Here is a 12,204-nt window from a genome sequence, read left to right as displayed (position 1 = left end):
GTGAGAGTAGCGATTGTTTGTTAGGTTTCCGTGAGGAAATCCTCATCAAGAGCCAATCTCACCTCGTTCTTTGAATTAATTAGAACTTGATCTGTCCGTCAAGCATCCACCGCTGGTACCAATCCCCGTCGCCCTGCGAACTCAGCGTGCTGAAAATCGCCGCGCCGCCCAACGAAAAACCTTCGATCACACCCATCTCTGCTGAAAGACGATGACTGCGCTGATCCGTCCGCCCGCCCGCTACATCACTATCCACAAACGAACCGATGACCGCGTCGGCCTCCAAAGTACGATAGTCATAGCTCCACGAGGCCGACCGTTCCAGGACCTTGCCCTTCCAATTCACCGACGCCAACCAGCCGGTGTTCTTCTCCGATGTCGCCGTATTCAAAAGCGGATTGAGAGTCACCGTCCATTTCGACTTCATCATCCCCGGCAGCGTCGCCGAAAACACAACATCGAACACTTCGTAATCACGCAGGTAGCGATTGTTTAAGAGCGTGTTGCCGTTGGCCACCGGGTCAACCATGGCCCCCAGCACATAGCTGTAGACGCCCGCCGAGGCCGTCCATTTGGCATCGCCCGCTTGCCCGGCCAAGGTGGCCTGGCCAACCCAGATGCCGGCGCCGTGCTGATTGCGATAGGGCTCCAGCCAAATCCCGCCGGCCGTCACCGTAGTCTTGATCGCCTCGCCGCGACTATATCGTACGACACCACCCTCAAACGCCACATCTGCATCCCACTGCAGGTCCGTTGCCGTCATCGGATTGGCGAACCGCCCCATGGTCGTCCACCAATGTCCGCCGTCCGTCAACTCGCCATAAGCCCGATCCAGGTAGATGAACTTCGGAGTCAGACCGTCCTCGAGGTCCTGATTCGTCGAGCGCGGGTCCATCCGACCTGTCGCCAGCCTCATCCCAACCAAGACGTGTTCATTGACCTGATTTTGGATCCCAATACGATAGCGCACCCGATTTCTGTAAAGAGCGTCCGTCAACTCCCGGTCAATTCCTTCGTGCCGATACCGAAAATCGCCACTAAGTTTAGTATTAACAATCCAAATCGGCAATTCTGACTCACTCCGCGCTACAAGCGGTGCGAACAAAGTCAATCCGAGGAGCACATGGACGAAAAAGCGGACCGGACCCGCCGGCCATGCCGAAAACCAATTCCTAAAACACTGTCGCATCGAAGACCTCACCTTCTTGGTGGTCGTAATTTCTTATTTTATTGTTACATGCGTGTGAGCTAACCAAATTCACACACAATCCTCACTCATATAATTAGTTAAGTTTCTGTTAGAAATGTGTGAGAAGTGCAGACCCTCTCATAAAAAATATTCACCCCAACCCTTGACTTGCCCCCCTCAACGAGCGTATCTTGTAAGTATGCGTACCCAAAAAATGACCACCTGTCTGTGTTGTTGTCAGACCCGCTCCCATGGCGAGGGTGGTTCAGGTGTGCGCGTCCGCGACTAAATAGCGGAATCTCTACACGACTGATCAAAACCCCCTTGCCGCTGGCGAGGGGGTTTTTTTGTGGCCGTCAACTTCCTTCACATGAATAGCCCCAGACAAAATGAACACCAACGGAACCCCCAACGGCATCGCGCCTGTGGCGCTGCCCCGCATTAACACACCCGCGCCCGAATTCACCGCGAAGTCCACCCACGGTGAAATCAAACTCGCCGACTACAAAGGCAAGTGGGTCGTCCTGTTCAGCCATCCGGCCGATTTCACGCCCGTCTGCACCACCGAGTTTCTGGCCTTTGCGCGCAAACACGACGAGTTCGTGCAGCGCAACACGCAGATCATCGGCCTCTCGATTGACTCCATTTATTCGCACATCGCCTGGGTGCGCAGCATCGAGCACAACTTCGATGTCAAGGTGCCGTTCCCGCTGATCGCCGATCTCAAGGGCGACGTGGCCCGCGCCTACGGCATGCTCCATCCCGAAGCATCCGACACCTCCGCAGTGCGGGCCGTGTTCATCATTGATGACAAAGGCATCGTCCGCACCATGATCTACTACCCGCTCTCCAATGGCCGTTCGATTGACGAAGTGCTGCGCATCCTCGAAGCGCTGCAAACCACTGACAAACACGGGCTGGCCACGCCCGAAAATTGGCAGCCCGGCGAGGCTTGCATTATTCCGGCGCCGCAAACGCAGCAGGCCGCCGATCATCGCAAAACCGAAGCCGAGCACTACACCGACTGGTATTTCAGCAAGCGCACGCCGCAATAGAGTACGGTAGCTCGCTCAACCCTAATCTACAAATTCTAACTACAAGTTACCGTCTCCATGTCTCTGCCCGCCCAACGCCTCTATCTCGATACGCAGCGCGCACCGCGCCGCCAGTCCGTACCGCCGCTCGTGCATATGATCGGCAACACGCCCTTAATTGAACTCACAGCCGTTGCTGACGATCTCGCTCCCGGCGTGCGCGTATTTGCCAAGGCTGAATGGAAAAATCCCGGCGGTTCCATCAAGGATCGCGCGGCCTGGGCCATGCTGTCCGCAGCACTGCGGGACCAGCGCATTCACGAGCACACCCGCATCCTGGAAGCCACCAGCGGCAACACCGGCATTGCGCTCGCCATGCTCGGCGCGGCCTTGGGCATTGGCGTCACGCTCTGTCTGCCCGAAAATGCCAGCCGCGAACGCAAGCAGATTCTCCACGCCTACGGCGCTGAACTGATCTACACCGACCCGTTGCTCTCCACCGATGGAGCGCAAGTAGTGGCCCGCGAACTCGCCGCAAAATACCCCGAGCAATACTGCTACCTGAATCAATACGCCAACCCCGCCAACGTGCATGCGCACCTGACCGGCACCGGTCCGGAAATCTGGCGGCAAACGGACGGCGCGATTACACACTTTGTCTCAGGTCTCGGCACCACCGGTACATTCACGGGTGTCAGCCGCTACCTCAAGGCTCGCGATCCGCGCATCAACATCGCCAGCTTCCAACCGGATTCACCCTTTCACGGGCTCGAGGGTTTGAAACATCTGCCGTCGGTGCACGTGCCTGAAATCTACGACGGCAACATTGCCGATCTCGAACTTGAAATCGCGACCGAAGACGCCTACACCTATTGCCGTCGCCTCGCCTCGGAAGAAGGCTTGCTCGTCGGCACCTCCGCCGGCGCGTCCTGCGCTGCCGCGTTGAAACTCGCGCGCACACTCGAGCAGGGCCTCGTCGTGACGATCTTCCCCGATGGCGCCGAGAAATATCTGTCCACGCCGCTGTGGGAGGGCCACGCCTGATGTCCCGTCCGATTCTTCATCTGCATCAACGGCAATACGACGCTATCGCCGCGCACGCCCGTTCCAGCTACCCCGAAGAGTGCTGCGGCTTTCTGTTCGGGCTCGAAGTTGGCAGCGAACGCACGATCCACGAAGTGCATCCCATCGTCAACAGCCGTGAAGACAACAAGGAGCGCCGCTTCCTGATCACGCCCGATGATTTCATCGCCGCCGAAGCGCGCGCCCGGAGTCTCGACCTCAATCTGATCGGATTCTATCACACGCATCCTGATCATCCCGCGATCCCGTCCGACTTCGATCGCGAGCACGCGCTGCCGTATTACTCCTACATCATCCAATCTGTCCGCCGCTCTGAGCCCGCCGAAGTGCGCAGCTATCAACTGAACGACGACCGCACGGGCTATCACGAAGAAAAAGTCATCATCCATAACCGGGTTGCCGTCTGATGAGCGTTTCCATTTCCGTCCCCACTGTCTTGCGCCGCTTCACCGGCGATCAGGCCACCGTCACGCTCGAGGCCGCTACGGTCGCCGAAGCATTGCATAACCTCACTGCCGCCCATCCCGCGCTGCAAAAACACCTCTACGACGGCGACGGCAAGCTGCGCAGCTTTGTCAACGTCTATGTTGGTCAGCAAGATGTGCGTCACCTCCCTGACAAATATCACACGGCCCTGCACGACGGAGCGCAACTCACCATCGTGCCCTCCATCGCCGGCGGTTCCGATCTTCCACCACAATCCTCCGGGGGGACAAAGGGCGGGAAAACGGAAACCGGCAACGGCATCAGTCGCGCCACGCTCACCACGCAGGAGTACCGCCAATACTCGCGTCACCTCTTGCTCCCCGAAGTCGGCGTCGCCGGTCAACTCAAACTCAAACAAGCGTCCGTGCTCGTTGTCGGTGCGGGTGGCTTAGGTTCACCACTGCTGGCCTATCTCGCCGCGGCGGGAGTCGGCCGCATGGGAATCGTGGATGCCGATGTTGTGGATGAAACCAACCTCCAGCGTCAGATCATCCACGGCCGACGCTCCGTCGGTCTGTCCAAACTCAGCAGCGCGCGCGAGTTCATCAAAAACCTCAACCCGCACGTGCACGTCGAAACGTATGAAACATTCTTCACCGCCGAAAACGCCCTGGGCATCGCGGCAGGCTACGACCTCTTAATAGACGGCACTGACAACTTTCCCACACGCTATCTCGTCAACGATGTCAGCTTCTTGCTCAAAAAGCGCAATGTTTACGGGAGCATCTATCGCTTTGAGGGACAAATCTCCGTCTTCTGCGATCCCGGCGGCCCGTGCTATCGCTGCCTCTATCCCGAACCCCCGCCGCCCGGTCTGGTACCCTCCTGCGCCGAAGGCGGCGTGCTCGGCGTCCTGCCCGGAATTGTCGGCTCGATTCAAGCCAACGAAGCTCTGAAGATCTTGCTCGGTATCGGCACGCCGTTGGTCGGCACGCTCTTACGCTTCGACGCGCTCGATTTGTCCTTTAAGCGATTCGATCTGCACAAAGACCCCGACTGCCCCTTGTGCGGTGCGCATCCCACGATCACCGAACCCGTGGACTACGTGCAATTCTGTGGCCTCGGCACCGAAGAACAAGCGCTCACGCAAGTCCGCGAGATGACCGTCCACGAACTCTTCGCGCGCCGTCAGAACGGCAACGGCTCGCGGCCCATCGTCCTCGACGTGCGCAATGCCGAAGAGCTTGCCATCGCCCGCTTGAATGAAGACCTGCACATTCCGCTCGCGGAACTCGACTTCCGCCTTGACGAGCTCGCGCCTTACAAAGAGCGTGACCTCGTGATCTCCTGCCGCAGCGGTGTGCGCAGCGCCCGCGCGTGGCACCAGCTCCGCGCCGCAGGCTTCGAAAAAATCTACAACCTCGAAGGCGGCATCCTCGCCTGGGCCGATCACATAGACAACTCGCTCCCGAAATATTAAGCTTCTTATCACTCCCTCTGCGAAAAAAAGCGCCCCGATGTTTGGTCACATCGGGGCGCTTGCTATTCATGGCGTTGCGCCGCCATTCGAGTGGTTGCCGGTTTATGGTATCGTCACGACGACCTGATACGTCACAAACGTTGTTGTGTCCAACACTCCGGAATGCACGAAAAACGTGTCTGTCGTCTGCGCGACAAGGAAGGCATCCACCGGCTCAATCTCCGCGTCCAGACTCATGTAAACGTGATACTCCACGCCCTCAGCCGCCGACGGCGGCCAAGCCAACAGAGCATCGAAGCCTTCCGATTGAATCACCAGCCCGTCAATCGGATCAGGCGTCACCGCGACGGCCGGCGCACCATAAAAACGAATGTCGTCAACATACCAGCCCTCTTGATTCACCGAGGCGTCGCTCGAGAAGCGGAAGCGAACCTGCACCGATGAATCGGCGTATGCGCTCAGATCAAACACCACTTCCGTCCACGGTATCGTTCCGCCGAAACACGCGTTGCCCGGCTGCGGACCACTCGACGGATTGCCGCCGCCCGACAGATACCGGAAGTGCTTCGGATAGCCGCTCACCGGCGTAAGGATCGCCCACGCACCGCCGTTCACCGAGATCCACACGTTGCCGCCGTCATAACACGAATCGGCATACGTCCCCGATTGCTCCGACGTGAGGCTGTGCCAGACGCGCATCTCGGTCTCAGGCCGCAGTACCACACTCGGCGAAATCAATGCGGCGTCCTGCGCATTCGCGTAGTTCCCCGTCGTCGTGCTGCCGCATTTCCAAGCCGAGGCCGGTGAATGCGCCTGCTCCACAGACACATGCCACTGATCCACCGCGCCGCCGACCAGCGCGTGGGTCCAATCCGCCGCGCCGCCTTCGACGTCGTTCGTGTAATAGAGTTCCTTCGGCGCACTCGCCAACACGATGCCCAGCGTCCGCGCATAGCCGCTGTCGGCCGTCACGTCGAGGTCGAACAAAATCGCGTCTTCCAACGGCGCGTTCGGCGCAAGCGTCACCAGAAACACATCACCGGCGTTGCTGCCGATCGCCCCGTTGGCGATGTCGCCGAAACCGCCCGCCGCATCGCCGACCGTCGCGAATCCATCCGCCGAACTGAGCACACCATTCACGTTCAGCGCCGCTTCGCCCAAATTCTCAAGCGACACAACGACCGTGACCGTCTCGCCGCGCTCCCACGTGCCGTTGTTATTGCCGGTCACCGCGTCACTCATGGCTGCACCGTCCACCAGCAAAAACGGTTCATCCGGATTCGGTCCCACGAACTCGCTGATCGCCAAGCACGCGTTATGCAGATTCAGGCGTCCGCCCGACACGGTTATCCCCTGCAGCGCTGCGATTGGATCGGTGCCGTCAAGCAGCAGCTGCTTCAGCGCCAGCGCGCCGGAGTCCGGATAAAGTGTGTAGTAATTGTAAAACCCGATGCTCGCCGCAGCGTGCATCAGCGCCACCGCGCCCGCCACGTGCGGCGTCGCCATGGATGTACCCGTCATTGTCCCGGTGCCGCCACTTGACACCGTGCTCAATATGCTTGTGCCCGGCGAACCTAAATCAATCGTCGTCGCGCCGTAAGCCGCGCCCGCGTTCTTCAAATCCGAACTCGTCGTATTCGTCACCGAAATCATGTACGGGCTCGAGCAGCTCGTCGGCACGTCGCCTTGTGTGTCCACATTGTAGTTCGCGTTGGCCGTTGCGCACGCCGACAGAATTCCCACTTCGCCCATCGCGTTGTAAAGATCATTCCAAACAGGATATGTGCCCGATGCGCAATTCGCCAAGTCCACTCCAAAGCTCGAGTTCGTCGAAACCACATTCGCGCCCTGCGTCCCGCCGCTCGACAGCCACAAGGTCTTCTGATCGAGTACGTAGCCATAGCCGATCGAAATGACGGACGTCTGACTGCTCGACGCCGCGACTTCCATCAGCTTTACGCTCCAATTCACTCCGGCCACCTGCGTGCTGTTATTCGTACGCGCCCCGACGGTGCCCGACACGTGCGTGCCGTGATCATCTACCGGGATTGAACCGTTGTTCTCATATGCGTCCCAGCCGTTCTTATCATCCACATAGCCGTTGCCATCGTCATCAGCACCCGTTGTGCCGTTCACCTCGGCCAAGTTCTGCCACAGATTCGCCACCAAATCGGGGTGCGCGAGGTTGCAGCCGCCGTCTACAATCGCGACCACCAGATCAGCGCCGCCGCGATCCTGTCCGCCCGTTGCGATATCCCACGCTTCCGGCGCGTCAATATCACGGTCGGTTGCCTGATTCCACTCCCACTGGCTGCTGTATGACGGATCATTCGGCACCAACCGCGGCGATGCAATATGATCCGCCTGCGCCCACAACAGCTTCGGATGACCGGAAAGCTGCTGGACCGCCTGCTCAACATCGCGCTTGGCGTCAAACGTTACCAGAAAAATATTCAACTTCTTCACGAGCACACGGGCCACGCGAAAGTCGTTACTGTTCCACTCGCGCTGCGCCTGCTCCACCGAGACGGGCTCCGCAAAACGCACCAATGCCTGTCCCGGCGTCACCGTGGGTGCCGCCTGCACTAGTAAGCTCATCACTAAACCAACCAGACCCATGATCCCAATGCGTCGCATGTATTGCTCCTATCCTGTCGGTCATTCAATTAGATGCAATTCATAATGTACGAACGAAATCTCCTGTGGGCAACCCTGTACCGGTTAGTTCACCAAACGAATCGGCTGAAAGCTCTACGTAGGCCCCATCGAAAGTTGATAATTATCAGAGACTTTTGACCTCCGGTTCGTTTGAGCCAGTGAACAACAGGATTGTATTACCTCATCTGGGCGACATCGCCGGCAACCCTGGCTTGGCTTCGATCCATTGTAGACATCTTCCGACGCGTGTAGCGAGCATATTGCAAGTTCGCCCGCCTCTTTTTGCGGGACTCTCCTCGGCCGTGTGTGAAATTGTTCACAAATATGCGATGGTAGTGTTTTTGCTAGCGATTTGATCAACCAACCGCAAACAAGCAATGAAACTGTAACTGACCCATGCAGCTCACACTCGTTAAGCGAATGCTCCTAATCGGTGGTGTCCCCATGCTTGGGCTCGCCATCATCGCAACTACGGTCTTTACACTCGGCGAAGGCGTGCGCGAAGTTGCAGACCCGCAGGTCACTGGACAGTTCCTCGAATCAGGTCGCCTGGCAAAAGACATGCAGCTCCGCAAGACCGAAGTGCAGCAATTCCTTAGTGACTACGGCGCGACGCGCGGCCAAGACGGACTCAATGACGGTATTCAACTCGCCGCCGAAAACGCCGACAACTTCCGCCAGGATGTCCGCAAACTTAGCGAAATCCTCGTGGCGCAGGGCGACCGTGACGGAGTCGCTCTGTGCGAGAAGACCCGCGCACAGTTCGAAAAATTCTTCGACGTCGGGAACCAAATGGCCCGCCTCTATGCAGACCAAGGGACTACCGCCGGCAACGCCTTCATGGGCAACTTCGACGACCAATCCGTGGCAATCTCCGCACTCATTGATCAGGTCAACCAGAAGTATGCTGCTAAGGTTGAGACCAATCTCAAGGCTATCTACAGTCGCGTCAATTCCATGATGCTGACGATTATCGTGGTGTCTATGGTGGCGCTGGCCGCCGCTTTCGCCTTCTGCATATGGACCATTCGCGCCAGCGTCCGCTCACTGCGCGAAATCGTGCAAGTGCTCGATTCGTCCGGTGAGCAGGTCTTCGCCGCGTCATCCCAAGTGTCCGCCGCCAGCCAGTCGTTGGCCGAGGGCGCCAGTCGGCAGGCAGCGTCCGTTGAAGAGATTCGCTCCGTTCTGTCCGAACTTGCCGGTATGACGCGCGCCAACGCCAAAAGCTCTGCGGAGGCCGCCCAGCGCATGGACGAGACCCAGACCTTTGTCGCCCAAAGTGCCAACACCGCCGAGTCCATGAGCAAGGCCATGGATGAACTAAAGCAGGCCGCCGACCAGACGTCCAGAATCATTCGCACCATTGACGAAATCGCCTTCCAAACTAATCTGCTCGCGCTGAACGCAGCCGTTGAAGCTGCACGCGCCGGAGAATCCGGTAAGGGCTTTGCCGTCGTCGCCGAAGAGGTGCGCAGCCTCGCGCTCCGCAGTGCCGAAGCCGCCAAGTCAACGAGCAGCCTGATCGAACAGACGCTCACGCGCGTGGACAGCGGCGTCAAGTCAACAACACAACTCACCAGTGTCTTGACACAAGTCAAGACTGCCGCCAGCTCCGCGGCCGAACTTGTCGCCGACATCGCTGGCAAAGCCGATGACCAATCACGCGGCCTCGATCAGGTCACCGATTCCATCACCAGCATTGACCTGCTTGGCCAGCAGAATGCCGCCAATTCCGAAGAAGGCGCGGCATCCGCTGAAGAGATGAACGCGCAAGCGCAATGCCTGCTCGATACGACGGCGCAACTTAATCAATTCGTTGGCGGAACCGATCGCACTTAGCGCGCATATATTCTTCTATCAATACAAGATACGCCGTATGAGTTTGGGGATTTGACACCATGATTACCGTTCGACCATTCGCGTGGGCCTGTGTCCTGTGCGCCGTCGCGGCCTATGCCGCCGATACTTCGGTCTCCTTTAGCGAGCTCCGCTCGCGCATCTTTGCACTGACTACGGAAACGCAGCTTCTCGAACAGCAAGTTGCCGACTGGCGAGGCGACGGATCGGCTGAAGCCCTCTATAAACGGGCGGAGCTGCAGACCTATCTCGCGGCCTTGGAACACAAGCTCGCACAGTTACAAAGCGAGCTCGCGGCGCAGCAGCCACCAGACGACGCACTTGCCGACCGCAATGGCGCCATCTTTGCCACACACCGCGAATCACCCGAGCCGATCGCGGCCGGCATGCTCGACAACCCGGGCGACGTGAAAATCTCAGGCTTCATGGACGCCGTCTACCAAAGTAGTGCACCGGCGGATAATGGCTCCAACACGTATCTCAATCAGGTCGAAGTGGATTTCGCCAAACAGCTGAACAACCGCGCCGATGCCACACTGGGCGTCATCTACGACGAGGGTTTTCAAGTTGGCGTCGCGCAGATCAACTATGCGGCCAAAACCGATGATCCCGCCAATCCCGAACTCCTGAAAACGTGGACGCTCTCCGCCGGGCAGTTTGATGCGCCGTTTGGTGAAGACGTCGCCTACTATCCGTCCAACGTGCGCCAATCCGTTTCGATTCCCGTGGTAGTCGCTTACACGCACAACCAGTGGAACGATCTCGGGATCGCATCCCAGTGGCAGACCGCCGCTCTCGGCGCCGACCTGTGGCTCGTGCGCGGTTTTGCCCTACAATCCCATAGCGCCATTGATGAACCCACTGACGATCTGCACGTCTCGGCCGGAACCCGGCTGAACTACCAACTTGCCCAGCCTATCCGCATAGGCGTCTCGGGTGCTGCGGGTTGGCTGTCCGACGAATCTCCCGCCATGCAAATCGCCGGTGCGCATGCCGTCCTGACCGCCGGGTCGTGGACATTACTGTCTGAAGCTCTGGTTCTGCATGAAGACGTTCATGGCATCCATCTCGATGTGCGCGGTGGTTACGCTCAATTGGTTCAGACCTTTGGCGCGGCCTTCGGTCTTGCCCGCGCCGATTACGTCCAGTACGGGTCCGAGGATCCGCTGCGCGGCCTATCTGCCGGGCTCGGTCTGCGCGCCGTCGAGGGGATCGAACTGCGCAGTGAATACCGCGTCACCAACGAGTTGCCGTCGGGCGAGCTCCTCCTGCAAGTCGTGGCCACATTCTAAACTTGCCTATTCCACCTAACTTCGAGGGGACGGCTGCACCGTCCCCTTTTCTCTCCCGTCCAAACAAAGACCGCTTGAGTATCCGTCGGAACTTTCGTATCCTATGATCATGGCAAGCCATGCAAAAACCGATGTTTACGTTCGGGACTACCCGAATCAACTGAACTTCCTGCGGCAACAGGTGGACGAAACTGAGCCGGGGCTGGTCTTTGGACTCTGGGTTCTCCTCGCGCGCGCCGGGGTCCGCCTCACGTGGGGCGATGCCGAAGTGCTGAGCGGCCAAGCGCTTCAGTTCGCCTATTCCCGCCAGCCGTACGAGGCCTCCGACCGGGCCGTCTTGTCCCCGCTCGACGCTCTCTCTCGAGCCTTGGGCGTGACGTGGACTGAATTCACCCCCTCGTCGGCCCTCAAAGCCTTTGACATTGCCCGCGAGTGGGTGGACGAAGGTGCGCTCGCCATTGCCCGCTTCCGCCAGCCGATGCTCGTCTTCGGATACTCCCCGGCCAAACTTGAATCCGTTCTTCACACGCTGCGCATCGAGCACCGCTTGCCCGTGCTCGATCTGAATCCCTCCGAATGTGACCGCTGGGAATGGCGGCTCCAGATTGACGAGGGAAATTCGCTCTTGCGGGTGAATTTCATCGAGCATCCCGAGCCGGATTGGATGGGCCTGTTACCCATCGTCGTGCGCCGGGCCATTGCCAATTGGCGGCATGAGCCCCATGGTACCGTCGAATTCGGCCTCGCGGCCTATCGCGCGTTCGCGGCCGACTTGCGTAATCCCGATCACGACTTCACCAATTCCGAGCCGCCAAGCTGGATGGGTCCGCTGCTATACCGTCAGATTCAGGCCCGCACCCACATCCACCAGTTCCTGGACAGGATGGCACCGCGCTTCGGTGGCAAGCCCAGGCAGGTACTGGCCAAGGCCAGCACGAACTACGGTCAGTGCGCAGTCTCGTGGCGTGCCTTCGCTCAACATCTGGGCCGGGTTTACGAAAAACGCGAACACGGCAAAGCCCTGCGCGGCCCCGATACGCATGTGCTCCATTGGCGCGACCCCCAGCGCCGCAACGCTGCTGCCCAGCAGATAGACCAGGCCGCGCTCTGGGAGGCCCGCGCCATCACAGAATTGGCCAAACTCTTGGGTACGTAGCCCCAAACCCGGCACCCTGTTGCCGCCAA

9 protein-coding genes are annotated in these 12,204 nt (G+C 59.0%); 7 read left to right on the top strand and 2 right to left on the bottom strand.

Annotated features, from left to right (window positions below; genetic code table 11):
• Positions 1 to 79 precede the first annotated feature (79 nt).
• Entirely contained in the window at positions 80 to 970 is an 891-nt protein-coding gene (locus IPH10_09200) for a putative porin (GenBank protein ID MBK6911086.1), read from the bottom strand.
• A 608-nt stretch (positions 971 to 1,578) separates the two neighbouring features.
• On the opposite strand from IPH10_09200, the gene IPH10_09195 reads away from it, so the two are divergent.
• From IPH10_09195 to moeB, 4 genes are read left to right on the top strand one after another with little or no spacing between them, the layout of a single operon-like run.
• Positions 1,579 to 2,244, top strand: coding sequence for a peroxiredoxin (locus IPH10_09195; GenBank protein MBK6911085.1), 666 nt, complete (start codon positions 1,579 to 1,581; stop codon positions 2,242 to 2,244).
• 57 nt (positions 2,245 to 2,301) lie between these two features.
• Positions 2,302 to 3,267: a cysteine synthase family protein gene (locus IPH10_09190; GenBank protein ID MBK6911084.1), complete on the top strand. Its 966-nt coding sequence runs from the start codon at positions 2,302 to 2,304 to the stop codon at positions 3,265 to 3,267.
• Positions 3,267 to 3,713: a M67 family metallopeptidase gene (locus IPH10_09185; GenBank protein ID MBK6911083.1), complete on the top strand. Its 447-nt coding sequence runs from the start codon at positions 3,267 to 3,269 to the stop codon at positions 3,711 to 3,713. Before IPH10_09190 ends, IPH10_09185 begins: the two co-directional genes overlap by 1 nt.
• Positions 3,713 to 5,212 carry a molybdopterin-synthase adenylyltransferase MoeB gene (gene moeB, locus IPH10_09180; protein MBK6911082.1) on the top strand — a complete coding sequence of 500 codons (1,500 nt, stop codon included), beginning with the start codon at positions 3,713 to 3,715 and terminating at the stop codon, positions 5,210 to 5,212. The genes IPH10_09185 and moeB overlap by 1 nt, the downstream gene beginning before the upstream one ends.
• Positions 5,213 to 5,314: 102 nt before the next feature.
• On the opposite strand, the gene IPH10_09175 is transcribed toward moeB, so the two are convergent.
• The gene (locus IPH10_09175; GenBank protein MBK6911081.1) at positions 5,315 to 7,849 is read right to left on the bottom strand and encodes a S8 family serine peptidase; all 2,535 of its coding nucleotides are present in this window, start codon (positions 7,847 to 7,849) and stop codon (positions 5,315 to 5,317) included.
• 417 nt (positions 7,850 to 8,266) lie between these two features.
• Here IPH10_09175 and IPH10_09170 point away from each other — a divergent pair, with 417 nt between their 5' ends.
• The 3 genes from IPH10_09170 (at position 8,267) to IPH10_09160 (ending at position 12,175) form a co-directional block, all read left to right on the top strand.
• Complete coding sequence (locus IPH10_09170; GenBank protein ID MBK6911080.1) at positions 8,267 to 9,709, top strand: hypothetical protein; 1,443 nt, start codon at positions 8,267 to 8,269, stop codon at positions 9,707 to 9,709.
• A gap of 59 nt (positions 9,710 to 9,768) precedes the next feature.
• On the top strand, positions 9,769 to 11,019 hold the full coding sequence (locus tag IPH10_09165; protein ID MBK6911079.1) for a hypothetical protein: 1,251 nt from the start codon (positions 9,769 to 9,771) through the stop codon (positions 11,017 to 11,019).
• Between the two features lie 103 nt (positions 11,020 to 11,122).
• A complete protein-coding gene (locus IPH10_09160) occupies positions 11,123 to 12,175 on the top strand; it encodes a hypothetical protein (GenBank protein ID MBK6911078.1) in 1,053 nt (350 codons plus the stop codon).
• The last annotated feature ends 29 nt before the right edge of the window (positions 12,176 to 12,204 follow it).

The organism is bacterium (assembly GCA_016702305.1).
Classification (GTDB): Bacteria; Electryoneota; RPQS01; order RPQS01; family RPQS01; genus JABWCQ01.
This window is presented reverse-complemented; position numbering and strand designations above follow the sequence as displayed.

What these genes read in the sequence shown, in the direction of transcription:
- IPH10_09175 (MBK6911081.1), bottom strand. Translation starts at nt 7,849, where the DNA reads ATGCGACGCATTGGGATCATGGGTCTGGTTGGTTTAGTGATGAGCTTA.
- IPH10_09190 (MBK6911084.1), top strand. Translation starts at nt 2,302, where the DNA reads ATGTCTCTGCCCGCCCAACGCCTCTATCTCGATACGCAGCGCGCACCG.
- moeB (MBK6911082.1), top strand. Translation starts at nt 3,713, where the DNA reads ATGAGCGTTTCCATTTCCGTCCCCACTGTCTTGCGCCGCTTCACCGGC.
- IPH10_09185 (MBK6911083.1), top strand. Translation starts at nt 3,267, where the DNA reads ATGTCCCGTCCGATTCTTCATCTGCATCAACGGCAATACGACGCTATC.
- IPH10_09170 (MBK6911080.1), top strand. Translation starts at nt 8,267, where the DNA reads ATGCAGCTCACACTCGTTAAGCGAATGCTCCTAATCGGTGGTGTCCCC.
- IPH10_09195 (MBK6911085.1), top strand. Translation starts at nt 1,579, where the DNA reads ATGAACACCAACGGAACCCCCAACGGCATCGCGCCTGTGGCGCTGCCC.
- IPH10_09160 (MBK6911078.1), top strand. Translation starts at nt 11,123, where the DNA reads ATGATCATGGCAAGCCATGCAAAAACCGATGTTTACGTTCGGGACTAC.
- IPH10_09165 (MBK6911079.1), top strand. Translation starts at nt 9,769, where the DNA reads ATGATTACCGTTCGACCATTCGCGTGGGCCTGTGTCCTGTGCGCCGTC.